Source organism: Paenibacillus hodogayensis (assembly GCF_039536325.1).
In the GTDB taxonomy this organism is placed as follows: Bacteria; Bacillota; Bacilli; order Paenibacillales; family NBRC-103111; genus Paenibacillus_AB; species Paenibacillus_AB hodogayensis.
The window spans coordinates 348,725-364,160 of sequence record NZ_BAAAYO010000010.1; the positions used below are offsets into that span (position 1 = coordinate 348,725).

The following is a 15,436-nucleotide window of genomic DNA, read 5'->3' on the forward strand; positions in this document are numbered from 1 at the left end:
CCTTGGACCTCTATGTACGCTATTTCAAGTCTACTTGGCTTCTATTTACTTTTGAATAAACAAACTTATAATAAATCTTATACGTTATTTCAGTTCAAATCGGGAGATGAACGAATGACAGAAATTGGACAGATCCGCTCGAAGGTCAAATATTATGCCTATTGGAACCGAAAAAGCCAATTTTCCATCGAAACGGCCATTTATGAAAAATGGTGCGGGTTTGCTGTAGAGGACGGCGAATTTGCCTATCGGATCGGAGATGCCACAGGGAGAGCCATGAACGGGGATTTGGTGCTCTGTCCGCCCGGGGTGCCCTTTCAGAGGAATGTGGTGTTACCGCTGTCGTTTCATTACTTTTACATCGACTGGGTCCATATCGCGACCGGGGAGCTCGTGTCGGACCCGGAAGAGCTGCTGGCCGCTCTGCCGAGAAAAGCAGCGCTAGCCCAAACCAATCGGCTGAAGTCCAGCTTCGCCTTTTTGCGCTCTTTCCCTCACATCGGCGCCCCCGAGCACGTCCTGAGGTGGATCGGTCATTTACTGGACGACCTTCTCTTTCTTTATGTAACGGAGCAACAACTGGTCCCCATGCACACGAAACGCCCGTCTTCCGACCCGTTGATGGATCAGGCCGCTTTGGCTATCAAGCTTCAAGCTTTCTCGGAGATCAGCCTGCTGCAGGTGGCGGCTTCGTTCGGACTGACGCCGGTACAATTCTCCAGACGGTTTACCTCCGCGTACAAGATCAGCCCGCTGGGCTACTTGACCTCGCTGCGATTGGAGCGGGCGGGCCAGTTGCTGCAGGAAACCGATCTGAATCTGGAGGAAATTGCCGAAAAATGTGGCTACCGCAACGGTTCGTATATTAGTCGATTGTTCGCCAGCAAGCTGGGCATTCCGCCTTCGGAATTCCGCAAAAAGCATCGGCTCTGACAGCAAAAGGGCACCCGTTTCTCTTAAAGAGAAGCGAATGCCCTTATTCCGTTCCTATTAGCAGCCCGAGGGCCAGTCTTTCAATTGGCGTGTACTTCGGGAATCTCGTCCTCGAAGAACAAATCGTCAAGCGAGCTGAGCGTCCCGTCTTCTTCTACCTGATAGACGGACATTTTATCGCCATTTACGGTCAATTCGATAAAGCAGCTCCAGCAATAAAATTGATGGGAGCCGATCTTCCCAATATCTTTGGAGTTGCAATTCGGACATCTGAGCATGATTCTCACCCTATTTCTTCAAATGATGGTGTTTCTTGCACTACGCAATGGAGCGGTACGATGACCGCATCCTCTCCGATTTTCGCCTCTTCCGACGAAGGGAGCCATTTACGCCCTTCTTTGAGGTCGTCAATCAACCCCCCGGACAATTCGTATCCTACTATCTTTTTATCCAATTGTTTGGCAAAATAAACATCTTCCACGTATCCGAGTTGATCTCCCGCTTCGGTAATGACCGGCAACCCTTTCAGCTTGAACTCGCCGTTCAACGACAGGAGCGTCCCAGCCGTATGATCGTCCAACTCGCGGACTACGCCTTCTTCCTTGACGGTGACCGCGTCGGAGCCGACCGATACGACATCGTCCCAGCCGATATGACGGGAAGAGCCGAACCAATGCTTGGAGTCGAGAAGTACACCCTGAACGTTCCAATCCTTGTCGATCAGAACGTCTTTCGCTGTTCCTAACTGCTTGCCCGTCCCGATGGAAATGACGGGAAGTCCGATGATGTCTTGTGCTCTACGCAAGGTGAACCTCCTGAAAACTTTTTATATATGATGCGCGCTTGGCGGAATGTTATTCCATAACCTTGCGCCGGTATGCCTTGGCGTATGAAAAAATAGACGTTTCGCGCAAATGCGGCTTGTCCCACCTCCTTGGAAAAAACGATACGGCCGTAGCCTATTATGTTTTACGTAAACGCCGTAAAATGGTTGCAACTTTTTCGGTTGCAGTATCAATTTGTTCGATATTTTGCGAAAAACCGAAGCTGAATCGAATGGCGGAGCGCATAACGTCCTCCGGCAGCTTCATTGCGCGCAGTACGTGCGACAATTCCAGGGAACCGGATGTACAGGCGGAGCCGCTGGCTGCGGCTATTCCTTCGAGGTCCAAGCTCATCAGCATCGTTTCGGTATCGACGCCGGGAAAACTAACGTTGAGAATATGCGGCAAAACATCCGTAGGGTGGCCGTTCACAGTAAAGGCGGACGGGCCAACCGTCCGATTCAACGCTTCGATCATACGATCGCGCAAGCTCTGCACGTGCAGCCGGTTGCGCTCCTGTTCGGAGACTGCCAGCTCGGCCGCGCGGACGAATCCGATAATGCCGGAGACATTCTCCGTGCCGGCCCGGCGCTTGCGCTCCTGAGAGCCTCCGACCAGATGGGGAACGATCGCGATCCGCTTGGACACATACAAGGCGCCTACGCCCTTCGGACCGTATATTTTGTGCGCGGAGAAACTCATCATATCCACGGGCAGCCGCGCCAGGTCGACAGGCAGCAGGCCCAGCGACTGGACGGCGTCGACGTGAAACAAAATGCCCCGTGCCCGGGTCCATTGCCCGATAGCCTCAATCGGCTGAACGGTGCCGACTTCATTATTCCCGTGCATGACGCTGACGAGGAACGTATCCTCGCGCACCGCTTCTTCCAACTGCTCCGGGTGCACCCTGCCGGCGGAGTCGACGGGCAGGTAGGTCACATCGTAGCCGCTGTGCTCAAGCTGCCGGCAAGCGTGCAGCACGGCATGATGCTCGATCTCGGTCGTGATGATATGCTTCTTGACCGCGCCGTATTGCGCTGCGGCACCGAACAGCGCCGTATTGTCGCTCTCGGTGCCGCCGCCCGTGAATAGCAGCTCTCCCGGCTCGCAGCCGATCAGACCGGCCAGCCGGTCGCGGGAGCGGCCCAGCGCCGTACGCGCCTCTCTTCCGAATGCGTGCAGGCTGGACGGATTGCCGAACTTCTCCGTGAAGTAGGGAAGCATCGCTTCCACCACCTCGGCGCGCATCGGGGTCGTAGCCGCATGATCGAAATAGATCGGGTCCATGAGGGCCGGCCTAGATGTAAAACATGAAATTTTCGTTTTTGCCTTCGTCCTGATACGTAATCAGGTTGGCAAGCGTGGTCGAATCGAGCACTTCGGCAATGCTGTTCTTGATCCGAATCCACAAATCGCGCTTGGCCGGATCGTCCTCGTCGGTAAAATCGACCGGACTGATGGGTCCCTCCAGGACGCGGATAATGTCGCCGGCCGTAATGTCCTCCGGCTGACGGGACAGTATGTAGCCGCCGTACGCACCGCGAATGCTCTTGACCAGCCCGGCGTTGCGGAGCGGCGCGATAAGCTGCTCGAGGTAATGCTCGGATAGCTGATTTTTCTCGGCAATGCTCTTCAATGAAGTAGGTCCTTCACCGAACTTCGAGGCCAGTTCCATCATGATAGTAAGCCCGTAACGGCCTTTTGTCGATATTTTCAAAATGACACCTCATTCATAGCTTCAATTCGTTCTCTCTTCTATCATTGCCAAGTTGAGACTTATGTTTACGTGCCGGAAGGCACATAGTTGGAAATAAATTCAATATGGCGACGAATATCAACTATATGTTAACATAAAAAACCCGGTTATGGTATCCGTAAACGATGGCATCTTCATGAAAAGTTTTGAATTTCTATCGTTTTTGTGGACTTTTGCGCCCTAATGTGCAATTTTCGCCGGAAAAAGCGATTTTATTGCATTTGTGGTAATATAGGAGGATAAGCTTCAGATGGAACAAGGGAAAGAGGGAAAGCGCAGATGGCAACCAACAACGCGAATACAAGAATCGTCGTAGGCATGTCCGGCGGGGTCGATTCCTCGGTCACCGCGCTGCTTTTGAAGCGGCAGGGCTTCGACGTGATCGGCATATTCATGAAAAACTGGGACGATACCGACGAGTTCGGCCATTGCACGGCCGAGGAAGACGCCGAAGACGTACGGCGCGTATGCGCCCAGATCGATATCCCCTACTATACAGTCAATTTTGAGAAACAATATTCCGAGAAAGTGTTTCAATATTTCCTTGACGAATATCGCAAAGGCCGTACGCCGAATCCCGACGTTATGTGCAACCGCGAGATCAAGTTCGGGGAATTTTTACAGAAGGCGCTCTCGCTCGGCGCCGACTACTTGGCAACTGGCCACTACGCTCGGGTCGAGCGGAAAGACGGCGTCTATAGGCTGCTGCGCGGGGTCGACGCCAATAAGGATCAGACTTATTTCCTGAACGCGCTCCACCAGGAGCAGCTGTCCAAGGCGATGTTCCCCATCGGCCATCTGCCGAAGGCCGAAGTGCGCGCCATTGCGCTGGAGGCCGGACTGGCTACGGCGAAGAAGAAGGACAGCACCGGCGTCTGCTTTATCGGAGAGCGCAATTTCAAGGAGTTTCTCAGCCAATACTTGCCGGCCAAGCCCGGAGAGATCCGCACGTACGACGGCGAGCTGAAGGGACGACACGACGGCTTGATGTACTACACGCTCGGGCAGCGGCAAGGGCTCGGCATCGGCGGATCGGGCAACGGAGAGCCTTGGTTCGTCGCCGGCAAAGATCTGGAGCGCAACGTGCTGTACGTCGTGCAGGGCGAAACCGACCCGCATCTGTACACGCAAGGTCTGCTCGCGACGGATCTCAATTGGATCGCCCAGGCGCTTCCGGAATCGCCGTTCGCGTGCACGGCCAAGTTCCGCTACCGTCAGCCGGATCAAGGCGTAACCGTCCGCTTCCTCGGCGAGGGCCGCTTGGAGGTCGTGTTCGACAAGCCTCAAAAGGCAATCACGCCGGGACAAGCCGTTGTCTTCTACGACGGCGAGACATGCCTCGGCGGCGCGGTAATCGACCGGCCGTTCTAATGCTGACCGCATCATGCGGCGCACCAGCGCACGCCGGGTGTTAACAACGGTGTGAAAAACAACACGATGAAAAGGGGCAGCCGACTCGCCATACGCGAGACCGGCTGCCCCTTGCTTATGCAGTCGAGCCTTCAAGTGCGGGACGCTGCGTCCGGGAACGCCCGCCGGACAAGACAGCAGGCGCTACCAGTCTTGACCGCAGCAGCCTTCGGTCACGGCTCGGCGAAATAGCCGATACGCCGCGACAGCTGGGAAGCGAGGCTTTTCACTGTAAGGCCGATGTCGTTCGGCTTCTCCTCCTCGACGCCGTAACCGCTGACGCTGATCGCGGCAATCACGTCCCCGTCCTTGCTGCGCACCGGAGCGGCGAAGCAGCGGACGCCGAAGCCTGTCTCCTCGTCGTCCACGGCGAAGCCGCGCTGGCGGACGCGCTCCAACTCCTCCAGAAACCCTTCAAGCGACGTAATCGTACGGTCGGTAATTTTCTCGAACGTGCAGTGCTCCAGCACCCGACGCGTCTCTTCCTCGGGCAACCAGGCGGTCAAGCATTTGCCGAGCGCCGTATTGTACACCGGCCGGCGCTGTCCTACCGCGCCGAACAAATATTTGAGATGATCCGGCTCGACGTTGACGAGGTACAGGACCGAATCTTTTTCCAGGATGGCCAAATGCGCAGTACAGCCGATCCGGTCGACCAGCTCGATGAGCACCTTTTTCCCTTCGTCGACGAGATTGGTGGAGTTGGTGAACACCGAGCCGAGCTCGAACGCTTTCGGCCCAATCATGTACTTGTCCGTGTTTTTGAGCTGCTCCAGGTAGCCGTGCGTCAGCAGCGTCAGCATCAGGCGATGCACGACGCTTTTGTTCAGCTTCAGCATGCGTGCCGCTTCGCTAACGCCCAGAGGGCGCCGTTCGTCGATAAAGCATTGCAAAATCATCAGCGTCCGGTCGACGGACTGAATCATAAAATAAGGGGCTTCTTTGGCCGGCTTGCGTTCTTCCATCGTCGGTTCACAGTCTCCTTAAGGTTTGACTCGTCTTTTCATACTGACGGAGTCATCTTTCACTCCGTTGTCTCTTATCGCGTTACGATATATTATAGCAAAAAGGGACGGAGAAAAGGAACAACGATCCGGGAAATTCGGCTGCAGGCGGGCCCCCGCATTTTCTGCAGCTTTCCGCGATGCGAACTGGTAGCCTGTACAGTCTATCAACGCATAATAAAGCCGCCCCGGATCTCAACGATTCCGGGGCAGCTCTGGACTGCGGCTTACTTATTGTATTTTTTAATAATATCGTTGAACTTTTTGGAGATGTTGTCGAGCGCTTGCTTCGGCGTCGCCTCATTGATGAACATTCGCTGCATTTCCGGGAACATCGCCGCGCGCATTTCCGGGTAACCCTTGATGCCCCAGCCCGGATCGACGACCGGCCATTCCTTCGCTTTGGTCGTCAGCTTGAACAGGAATTGCAGCTCGGGATCGTCTTTCGTCCAAGCCGGCGCTTCGCCGAACGGGTTGAACGTCTTCATCGCAGCGCTGTAAACCTGGTTTTGCGTTTGCGCCCAATACAGGAATTTTTTCGCCCATTTATCCTTCAATGCGTCCTTGTTCTTAAAGACGACGCCGAAGCCGAATTCCATCTTGAGCGCCGATTGCCCTTTGTTCGGAGAAGGATAGTTCACGTACATGTACTCGTGCGGGCCGATAACGGAGCCGTCCTTAAGTCCGGTCTGCACAAGACCTGCGTGGGACGTACCGGCTACGATCATGCCGGTCTTCCGCTGCTTCCAATAGTCGAGCGCATTCACGGCGGACAGCGTCTCCGGATGAGGATGCACGAGCCCTTCGTCGACGAGCGACTTGAAGAAGGCCATTGACTGTTCGCCTGCCGGGCTGTCGGGCGCCGTGTATTTGGAATAGTCGTCGCTGAACAGCTTGGCGCCGTATCCGACCATGATGTTGTTGTACAACTGGTCGCCCTGCTCGTTCAGAGCGAACAGCGTCGTGCCGTATACGCCCTTGTCTTTGTTGGCAACCGCTTTCAAAGCTGCTTTGAATTGATCCGGCGTCCACGTGCGGAATTCATCCTGCGGCAGCAAATTTTCCGCGCCTGCTTCCCTCCAGAGCGATTTGTTCAAAATCAGCGCGGAGACGGTGGCCGAATACGGCATGGTCACGATATTGTTATTGACCGACACCATTTTCATGACATCCGGATTTTTCTTGATCAGCTCCAGATCGCTGGCCGGAATGACGTCGTTTAACGGTGCAAGCGCACCCATTTGTGCGTAAGCGAGTGTACGCACCGGCGTATCGAACAATAAATTCGGCGCCGTACTGGAGGCGATCGCGGTCGTAATTTTTTCGTTGATGCCGTCAAATGGAATAATCTCTACATTGATCTTGATGTTCGGATACAGCTTGTTCCATTCCGGCACGAGATCGTCCTTCACCCATTCGCCCGGCTTCTGCCCGGATTTGAGCGTTCCGGTTTGCGTCATCCACAGCGTCAGCTCGGTCTTCTCGTCTTTCTCGCTGACCGCAGCCGTTTGACCGCTCTTCGCCGGTTCGTTCGCGGTATTCGTCGTGCCCGAACCCGAGCTGCATCCGTAAGCGAATACGGATAAAGCCAAAGCGACCGGCAAAGCGACTGTGCGCTTGATGCCCCATGTGCCGAGGCCCGTTAATTTGCCCATCTGTAAACCCTCCCTTGAATCATATCTCGTTCCATGTTCCGGCAGCCCTTCACTCGGACAGCCGAAAACCTGATGCCACTGTAGCATGGAACCGCTGTTATCAGTAGGTGAAATTCGTAAGGTTTGGGTTGAAATGATCAGTATGGCCCCGCAACTGAAGGATTGAACCGGAAAATGGGAAAAACGACGCTTCAAGCAGAAGCTGGCTGCTCTGTCGAGCATGATCGCCGTCTGTCTCGAACGCCATTTGCCTCCCTTAAGCCTCCCCAGCGGGACAATAATAGAAGTATACCCCCGAGGCTCCTCCAGATCAATCTGCACATGGAGTAGGGATTACGGTCGCGTCTGTCAGGCACCGCGAGATGCATTCTGGCCGCACTCCGCAAAAACAGTGCCCCTATCTCGCCTCGGGACGAAGCGAATCAGCCGCACGCTTCCCTCACACCATATCAGAGGTTAGGCGGATTTCACATCCTCCGGTCGATTCGCGCTGCTCGACCTCTTTGTGCCACTTGGCAAAAATCGGAAAGGCGTTCCGCCATGCGAATCCTTATTCGTATCCTACCGCCTCCATCGTTACCCAATACGCCCTATGGAGCGAAAATCGGGCTGCCCCGTCGCGTCAGACGCGATGGACAGCCCGTATTTCGTTTCCTATTCCACAATCTGTCCGCGCAACAGCACTCGGCGCACTTCGATGTCTCCCGTGACGATCACGAGATTAGCCAGCTTGCCTTTCTCCACGCTGCCCATGTCGCGGTCGGTCTTCAGCACCTTGGCCGGGTTAAGCGAAGCCATCACGAATGCTTCCGCGATGCCCGCCCCGGTATGCCGCATCATATTGCGGACCGCCCGGTCCATCGTCAGCTTGCTGCCGGACAAGCCGACGCCTTCGATATACCGCACATCCTCGTACGGATCGTCCGGCTCGACAGGGAGGCCGGCTTCATCGATCGCATCGGTGATGATGATGACACGGTCCGTTCCTTTCGCCTTGCGAATAAGCCGGCACATAAGCGGACGCACATGGATGCCGTTGGCATCGGGGATCACTTCGGCGTAAATATCGTCATGAACGAGCACTGCCTCGTCTACGCCGATTTCCCTCGTCCCTCCGTACCGGGAAGGCGACGGGGTCGTTCCGCTCGCGTTCGTGCAATGGCAACCGATCTGCAGGCCGTGGCGAACGAACGAGAAGATCGTGTCGGCATCGGCCTCGGAATGCCCGACCGATAAAGCGATGCCGTACCGGGAGGCGGCTTCGGCGAACGCTTCCTGACCCGGCAGCTCGGGAGCGAGCGTCCATACTTTGATGCGGTCGCCGGCAAGCTCGAGCAGCTCGTTGTATTCCTCCGGGTCGACCGCGCGGATCGGCGACGTCACTGCCCCGTACTTTTTATTGATATACGGGCCTTCCATGTGGATGCCGACGATCGCCGAGCTGTAGGGCCGCTCCTCCATCTCCACGATGTTCCGCACCCCCGCCAGCATCTCCTCGCGGCTTTGGTTGTAGACGAGCGTAGGGAGCACGCCCGTCGTACCGTGCCGCAGATGGGATAGCGCGAACAGGTAAGGCTCCTCCCACGACCAGTGCCCTCCGCCGCCGTGGCAATGGATGTCGATAAAGCCCGGTCCGACGTAATCGCCGCCCGCGTCGATCACGAGGGCGTTCGCGGGAACGTCCACACGGTCTCGCGGACCGCATTCGACGATCCGCTCTCCCTCGATCAGCACCACCCCGTCTTCTACGACGGACCATGGCGTGACCAGCTTCGCATTCACGATGGCCGTGATGCGGCTGCTGTTGTCGCTCATAACGCTTTCCTCCGCATTCTGGTTAAGTTCCGTGCGTCATCCTTTCAATGCCCCGAACGTAATGCCTTGGGTAAAAAAGCGCTGGAAAAACAGGAAGACGAGTAGCACCGGCAAAGTAGCGCACAAGGCGCCAGCCATCGCCACGCCGTAATTGATATCGACCTCCTGCACTTGCCGGGCGATCTTCACCCCGACCGGGAGCGTATACATCAGCTTGTCTTTCAGCATGACCATCTGCCATACGTAGTCGTTCCAAGAATTGACGAAAGTAAAGATGCCCAGCACCGCCAGGCCCGGCTTGGCGAGCGGCAGCATGACCCGCGAGAACGTCTGCCATTCGTTGCAGCCGTCGATCATCGCCGCCTCGATCAAGGCACCCGGCAGCGTTTGCATAAACTGCTTGAGCAGGAACACGCCGAACGGCCAGCCGACGAGCGGGAGCAGCACGCCCCACAGCGTATTGGTCAGCCCGAGCTTGTTCATCATTTGGAACAGCGGAATGAGCAGCACCGTATGCGGGATCGACATCGAAGCGATCATGCCGGCAAATAGCCACTTCGAGCCGCGGAACGGCACTTTGGCGAATGCATAGGCGGCCAAAGAGCTTACCGCCACGACGAGTAGCGTCGCCACGACCGAAATAAACATGCTGTTGTACAACCAGCGGAACAATGGAAAATCGAATACTAGTATTTTGAAATTTTCCAGCGTCGGCTCGTGCGGGTACCATTGCGGCGGAATTTGCAGAGCTACTTTCAACTGCTTGAAGGCGCTGACAAGCATCCAGTAAATCGGCCACAGAAAAAACAAGGTGCTGATCCACAGCAAAACATTTCCGACGGCGAACGGCAGTTTTCTTAGCATACTGGTCGCCCCCCTCAATATTCCACGTCGGATTTCAGCAGTTTGAACTGAATGAAGGCGATCAGGCAGATGAGCAGACACAGCAAGATCCCCATGGCGTTAGCCAGACCGAAGTTCATGTTGACGAACGCTTCGCGGTAGATGAGCATCAGGATCGTCGTCGTCTTGTAGGCCGGCCCTCCTCCGGTCATCAGCAGGATAATGGCGAACACCTGGAAAGCGCCGATCGTCGAGGTAACGACGACATAAAGCACGGAAGGCTTCAGCATCGGCAGCGTAATTTGCATAAACGTCTGTGTCGGAGTGGCCCCGTCCAGCGATGCGGATTCGTACAAATCGCGCGGAATGCCGTTCAGCGCCGCGGAAAAGACGACCAGCGAGGCGCCTAGCGAGATCGTGACGAGAATGACTGCCAACGACGTGTAAGCGTATTCGCCGCCGAGAAAATTAATAGGCTCCCGACCGAACAGCTTGAGCACGTAGTTGCCGATGCCAAACTGGTTGTTATAAATATATTCCCAGACCATGGCCAGACTGACGATCGACGTAACGCCCGGAACGTAAAACGCCGCTTTGAAAAACGATTGCATTTTCTGCGGATACTTGTGAATCAGAGCGGCCAGCAGCAGCGCGATCACCGTAATCGACGGAACGAGGTAAAGCACGAAGACGATGGTGTTCCAGACCGCCTTCCAGAACAGCGAGTCTCCCAGCAGCTGCTTGTAGTTGTCCAGCCCGGCGAACGTATAGCCGGTATAGTCGAACGCATACAAGCTGCCCCATATGGAAGACAAAATCGGATATACGACAAATGCGAGAAAAAACAGCAGCATCGGCAAAACGAACAACCAGCCGCTCCATTCCCGCTGGAACCCCAAGTTCCTTGATTTTCCCATATTCGCCCCTCCTGATCGGTACGTAAGTATAGTGTAGGCGGCTTCCAGCATTGTGCCGCGCTATCAACGTACCACGTCCGACAAAGGGAACGGTAGGTGAATTTCCACAGATATGAGGGGGATTCGTCAGTTTGCGCCTTATTGTAGGCCTAATTGGCCGAACTGCGCCCCACAGCCTCCGCCGGCCCGATCCAGTCGGAAACCGCCTGATTGCCTTTGCGGTATTGGGTCGGAGACAAGCCGGTATTTTCCTTGAACCAGACGCCGAAATAGTGGGAGTCGGCAAAGCCGACCTGTTCCGCCACTTCTTTGATTTTCAGCGGGGTTTCGCTCAGCAGCTTTTGCGCCCGTTCCATTCTTAAACCGCTTACATATTCCGCAAAACCGACGCCCAGTTCTTTCTTGAACAGTTGGCTGAAATAGTTCGTATTCAAGCCGAGCGTACGCGCCGCGTAGTCGACGCTCAAGTTCGGGCTTTCGTACTGCTCCTGAATCAATTGCAGCGATCTCGCGATATTCGGACTATGCCGAATACGCTTGTGCACGAGCGGACCGAGCTGCTTGCGCACGAGCGCGATAAAATCGCGGGCATTCTTCTCGAACGGCTCGAGCGACAGCCTGCGGTTCAGCTTGCCGAGCCAATCGGCATCGGGACCGCGGTCGGCGGCGCCGATCTGTATGAGCTGCTTGTTCAGATGGTAATGCATTGCCGTCAGAAACGTATGGATGACCGGCGGGGCGATCGGTTTGACGCGCATCGCGGCGATCAGTTCCTCCATCACGGCGGCGCACATATCGAAATCGCCCTCGTCCATATAATACAACAGCCGGTTCTCGTACGATTCCGGGTAATGCTGCTCCCACGAATCTCCGGTAAAAAAGACCGCAGGCTCCTCGTCCATGGTGTCGCTGACCCGGTATTTCAGCTGCGTCTTCGCTTCCTCGAACGAGTTTTTCACCAGTTGGATGCTCTCGTAGCAATTGCCGACGAATGCGTAAGGACGCACCCCACATTCGCTCCGCAGCCGGTCGAGCAGCGGCTCGACGAGCGCGAGCGTCTCTTCCTGCGGACAGTTGAAGATCAGGCAGTATTGATTCGCCGACAGCGTATCCGTAATGAGCCCGCCATGCTGCTCCATATCGCGGACCGCCGTCCCGACCGCCTGCAATGCGCTTTCGTCGTTTTCTTCATGCACATACAGCAGCACAACCTGAAAAAACGGCCGTTCGAAGCGGAAATCGAGCTTCGATTCGTAATCCCGCAATTCTTCCTCGCTCAGCTTGCGTTCGAGCAGCGAGCGGATAAATTTCTCGCGAATCAGCGGAATGCCTTCCTGCAGCTTGTCGAGCATATGGTTGAAGGCGTGGCCGAGCTTGCCGAGCTCATCCTTGTACTGGACGTGAAACCGTCCGCCCAGCTTGCCGCGTTCGACCTCGCGCACGAGGCGCACCAGCTTGCCGAGCGGCATCGTAATCGTGCGCAGCAGGAAGGCGGATACGACGGTCATCAGCAGGATCGAGACGAACAGGAAAAACAGCCACAGCGTATTGACGTTTTTCAAATCTTTCAGCACGAGACGCTGGGGCACGGCATGCACGAACGTCCAGCCGGTCAGCTCGTTTTTGGCGTAAGCGACCATGTACGGCTCGTCGTTCTGGCGGATGGACGAATAACCGCTATTGCCGGACATGGCGGTAATGTCGTACGGCGAGTCGGAGGACAGTCCCCTCCCCGACGTATAGGCCATCCCTGCCAGATCGATGATGCTGTTGGTGCCTTCGCCCAGCTTGGAGGCGGACAGGAAGCTGTCGAACACCTGCGGGGAGACGGAAATGACCAAATGCCCGATCAGCGACAGATCGGCTTTGTTGTACATCGCCCCGAGCATCAGGATCGACGCCTTATTATCGCTCCATCGGACGAACGACCAATAGGAGGAGCCCTCGGACTTATCGAGGCGGTCGTACCAGCCTTGCTCGGCAAACTCCGCACCGGTGAGAAACGTCGGCATGTTGGCATCCTCGACGCTTATTTTGAATACGTTCTGGTGCCGGTCGATCAAATAAATCGCGTCGATGCCGTACAAATTGTCCCACATCCGGTGAAGCTGGTCGTACACCTCGTTGAAGGCGCGAATCCGCTCGGAGCCGCTCAGCTCCTCCATGTCCCCGCTGAACCGCTTCTGGATATCGGGGTTGTACAGCAGCACCTGGGCCGACTTCTGGATATTCTGAAAGTAATGGTTGATGCTGCCTGTGTAATAGTCGAGCTGCTGCACCCGGATATTGCCCTCGCGCTCGGTCATCAGATTCTTGATCTGGGTCGAAGCCAGGAGGGCAAAGGTGGCCAGCGTAAGCAGCGAAACGAAAGCGACGGACAGCCACATTTTCCTCGCCAATGTCATATCGTGAAACCGGCGGCTTGCACTGCGGACTATGTTCATAGGCGACCTCCCTCTCTATGTTTGCCTGGACTTCCGTCACGTTTCAGGTCCACTGTTTACTTCCACATATGCGGCGTAATTACCTGCTCGGGCACGTCGTGGAAGGCCGATGCCAATTGTTCCCGCAGCGTCTCCGGCAGCGGCGGTCCGTCAAGCAGCGCGAGGTTGTCGCTTACCTGCTCCCTTGTTTCGGCTCCGATCACGAGACTGTCAACGCCCTCCATATCGCGGATGAACGAGACGGCGAGCTGCGCGATGCCGATCCCATACCGCTCGGATAGCTCGCGCAGCGCGGCGAGCGGGGCTTTGGCGGCAGCGAGCTTGACGGGAAGCTCCTCGTCCTTCATATACAACAGCCCCTGCAAAAACACGCTGCGCACGAACACCGTTTTCCCGGCCTGGCCGAGCATCCCGAGACAGCCGTTGCGGATCGGCCTGTGGTCCAGCACGTTCATCGGAATTTGCACGGCTTCATAAAGGTCGTTTTGCAAGTAGGGCCACAGAAAGCGGTATTCCTCCGCGGAATTTTGCGATACCGAGATGCCCGCTCTGCCGATCAGCCCTTCTTGCTTCAATTCGGCAAACGCTTCGGTGATCGCTCCGCCGAAATGCTCCATGACGTCGGTATTGTGCAGCATCAGAATCGGAACCGAGTCCAGCCCCAGCCTCTTCAGCGAGCCGCTGACGCGCTCGCGCATATCCCGCCCGATCTGCGCTCCGCTGTCTCCCGGCTGCGGAAACAGATGAATCTTGGTCGTAATAAGCGGATGCTTGCCGTGAAAAAAACGGCCCAGTATCGTTTCGGACTGCCCGTAGGCGGCCGCCGTATCGTACGAGACGACGCCCCCCTCCCACGCGCGGTTCAACAGCTCGAAGCTGCTTTCCTCGGAAGGCATGCCGTCCCGGTTATGAATGCCGTATGGCATACCTAGCTGCACCGTGCCGAGCGTCAGTTTGGATATCGTTTCCACCGTTGTCCCTCTCCCCGTCGTTGTTCCGGCTGTCGGCCGTTGCCCGGCCTGCGTCCCGGTATCGGGCTCAGTCGGCATCGCTTCCTTCTTCTTTACCATGCCGTCCATCCGCCGTCCACGGCGATGTTCGCGCCGGTCATGTAGCTGGAAGCCGCGGAGGCAAGGAACACGACCGCCCCGGCGATTTCCTCGGCCGTGCCGGGCCGCCCCAGCATCGTCTTGCTGCCGAGCTTCTCCAGAAACGCCCGATCCTGCTGCGTGCCGGGATTCGGAAACGGTCCCGGCGAGATGCTGTTGACGCGAATGCCTTTGGCGGCCAGATGCGCCGCGCTGTAGCGCGTGAACTGCAGCACCGCGGCCTTGCCGGCACCGTAATTGGCCGGATTGTTCGCCCCGCTGTCGCCATAGATGGACGGATCGGGCGAGACGATGCCGTACATCGAGCCGAAGTTGACGATGCTGCCTCCTCCGGCCGCCTCCATATAAGGCAGCGCCTCGCGCGTACAGCGAAACACCGTTCCGGCGGCGCCGTCTACACCCTTTTGCCAATCGTCGTCGCTCATTCTCCCGATCGTGCCGAGCGGCCCATAGCCGGCCCCGTAGGTGGCGCAATTGACGAGAACGTCGATGCGACCCAGCTTATCTGCCGCGAGCCGGAACGAACGGCGAATCGACTCGGTGTCGGAGACGTCGCACGCCATCGGAATAAGCCGTTCGTGGTCCTGCTCGCGCTCCTCCAGATCGGCCACGACGACAGCGGCTCCGAAGTCGGCCATTGCGCGGGAAATAACGCTTCCCAAATACCCGTTGCCGCCGGTGACGATCGCGCTTTTCCCCTCCAGCGAAAAGATGTGCTCAAACATG

General features: G+C 56.5%; 14 protein-coding genes. 2 read left to right on the forward strand and 12 right to left on the reverse strand.

Annotated elements, in window-relative coordinates:
• Positions 1-114 precede the first annotated feature (114 nt).
• Positions 115-933: a helix-turn-helix domain-containing protein gene (locus tag ABD796_RS20630; protein WP_344911229.1), complete on the forward strand. Its 819-nt coding sequence runs from the start codon at positions 115-117 to the stop codon at positions 931-933.
• Positions 934-1,013: 80 nt separating this feature from the next.
• Here the strand turns inward: ABD796_RS20630 and ABD796_RS20635 are convergent, their stop codons facing one another.
• The 4 genes from ABD796_RS20635 to cymR all read right to left on the reverse strand — a co-directional run bounded on the left by ABD796_RS20635 (position 1,014) and on the right by cymR (position 3,474).
• Positions 1,014-1,211: a hypothetical protein gene (locus tag ABD796_RS20635; protein WP_344911231.1), complete on the reverse strand. Its 198-nt coding sequence runs from the start codon at positions 1,209-1,211 to the stop codon at positions 1,014-1,016.
• Between the two features lie 5 nt (positions 1,212-1,216).
• The gene (locus tag ABD796_RS20640) at positions 1,217-1,738 is read right to left on the reverse strand and encodes a PRC-barrel domain-containing protein (RefSeq protein WP_344911233.1); all 522 of its coding nucleotides are present in this window, start codon (positions 1,736-1,738) and stop codon (positions 1,217-1,219) included.
• Between the two features lie 157 nt (positions 1,739-1,895).
• The gene (locus tag ABD796_RS20645) at positions 1,896-3,044 is read right to left on the reverse strand and encodes a cysteine desulfurase family protein (protein ID WP_344911235.1); all 1,149 of its coding nucleotides are present in this window, start codon (positions 3,042-3,044) and stop codon (positions 1,896-1,898) included.
• Positions 3,045-3,054: 10 nt separating this feature from the next.
• Positions 3,055-3,474, reverse strand: a complete 420-nt coding sequence (gene cymR, locus ABD796_RS20650; RefSeq protein ID WP_344911237.1) for a cysteine metabolism transcriptional regulator CymR — start codon at positions 3,472-3,474, stop codon at positions 3,055-3,057.
• A 318-nt stretch (positions 3,475-3,792) separates the two neighbouring features.
• Between cymR and mnmA the strand changes: the two genes are divergently transcribed.
• Positions 3,793-4,884 carry a tRNA 2-thiouridine(34) synthase MnmA gene (gene mnmA, locus ABD796_RS20655; protein ID WP_344911239.1) on the forward strand — a complete coding sequence of 364 codons (1,092 nt, stop codon included), beginning with the start codon at positions 3,793-3,795 and terminating at the stop codon, positions 4,882-4,884.
• 212 nt (positions 4,885-5,096) lie between these two features.
• Here the strand turns inward: mnmA and ABD796_RS20660 are convergent, their stop codons facing one another.
• The 8 genes from ABD796_RS20660 to ABD796_RS20695 all read right to left on the reverse strand — a co-directional run bounded on the left by ABD796_RS20660 (position 5,097) and on the right by ABD796_RS20695 (position 15,435).
• A complete protein-coding gene (locus tag ABD796_RS20660; protein WP_344911241.1) occupies positions 5,097-5,888 on the reverse strand; it encodes an IclR family transcriptional regulator in 792 nt (263 codons plus the stop codon).
• A 266-nt stretch (positions 5,889-6,154) separates the two neighbouring features.
• Complete coding sequence (locus tag ABD796_RS20665; protein WP_344911245.1) at positions 6,155-7,582, reverse strand: ABC transporter substrate-binding protein; 1,428 nt, start codon at positions 7,580-7,582, stop codon at positions 6,155-6,157.
• A 654-nt stretch (positions 7,583-8,236) separates the two neighbouring features.
• A complete protein-coding gene (locus ABD796_RS20670; protein ID WP_344911249.1) occupies positions 8,237-9,397 on the reverse strand; it encodes an N-acetylglucosamine-6-phosphate deacetylase in 1,161 nt (386 codons plus the stop codon).
• Positions 9,398-9,433: 36 nt separating this feature from the next.
• A complete protein-coding gene (locus ABD796_RS20675; RefSeq protein ID WP_344911251.1) occupies positions 9,434-10,261 on the reverse strand; it encodes a carbohydrate ABC transporter permease in 828 nt (275 codons plus the stop codon).
• A 14-nt stretch (positions 10,262-10,275) separates the two neighbouring features.
• Positions 10,276-11,157: a carbohydrate ABC transporter permease gene (locus ABD796_RS20680; RefSeq protein ID WP_344911253.1), complete on the reverse strand. Its 882-nt coding sequence runs from the start codon at positions 11,155-11,157 to the stop codon at positions 10,276-10,278.
• Between the two features lie 149 nt (positions 11,158-11,306).
• On the reverse strand, positions 11,307-13,601 hold the full coding sequence (locus ABD796_RS20685) for a helix-turn-helix domain-containing protein (RefSeq protein WP_344911257.1): 2,295 nt from the start codon (positions 13,599-13,601) through the stop codon (positions 11,307-11,309).
• 56 nt (positions 13,602-13,657) lie between these two features.
• Positions 13,658-14,671 (reverse strand): aldo/keto reductase, encoded by a 1,014-nt coding sequence (locus tag ABD796_RS20690; RefSeq protein ID WP_344911259.1) that lies wholly within the window; start codon positions 14,669-14,671, stop codon positions 13,658-13,660.
• Entirely contained in the window at positions 14,665-15,435 is a 771-nt protein-coding gene (locus tag ABD796_RS20695; RefSeq protein ID WP_344911263.1) for an SDR family oxidoreductase, read from the reverse strand. The genes ABD796_RS20690 and ABD796_RS20695 overlap by 7 nt, the downstream gene beginning before the upstream one ends.
• Between the last annotated feature and the right edge of the window lies 1 nt (position 15,436).

Coding starts and splice junctions, on each gene's coding strand:
- ABD796_RS20630 (WP_344911229.1), top strand. CDS start 115: ATGACAGAAATTGGACAGATCCGCTCGAAGGTCAAATATTATGCCTAT.
- ABD796_RS20635 (WP_344911231.1), bottom strand. CDS start 1,211: ATGCTCAGATGTCCGAATTGCAACTCCAAAGATATTGGGAAGATCGGC.
- ABD796_RS20645 (WP_344911235.1), bottom strand. CDS start 3,044: ATGGACCCGATCTATTTCGATCATGCGGCTACGACCCCGATGCGCGCC.
- mnmA (WP_344911239.1), top strand. CDS start 3,793: ATGGCAACCAACAACGCGAATACAAGAATCGTCGTAGGCATGTCCGGC.
- ABD796_RS20660 (WP_344911241.1), bottom strand. CDS start 5,888: ATGGAAGAACGCAAGCCGGCCAAAGAAGCCCCTTATTTTATGATTCAG.
- ABD796_RS20665 (WP_344911245.1), bottom strand. CDS start 7,582: ATGGGCAAATTAACGGGCCTCGGCACATGGGGCATCAAGCGCACAGTC.
- ABD796_RS20670 (WP_344911249.1), bottom strand. CDS start 9,397: ATGAGCGACAACAGCAGCCGCATCACGGCCATCGTGAATGCGAAGCTG.
- ABD796_RS20675 (WP_344911251.1), bottom strand. CDS start 10,261: ATGCTAAGAAAACTGCCGTTCGCCGTCGGAAATGTTTTGCTGTGGATC.
- ABD796_RS20680 (WP_344911253.1), bottom strand. CDS start 11,157: ATGGGAAAATCAAGGAACTTGGGGTTCCAGCGGGAATGGAGCGGCTGG.
- ABD796_RS20685 (WP_344911257.1), bottom strand. CDS start 13,601: ATGAACATAGTCCGCAGTGCAAGCCGCCGGTTTCACGATATGACATTG.
- ABD796_RS20690 (WP_344911259.1), bottom strand. CDS start 14,671: ATGGTAAAGAAGAAGGAAGCGATGCCGACTGAGCCCGATACCGGGACG.
- ABD796_RS20695 (WP_344911263.1), bottom strand. CDS start 15,435: ATGTTTGAGCACATCTTTTCGCTGGAGGGGAAAAGCGCGATCGTCACC.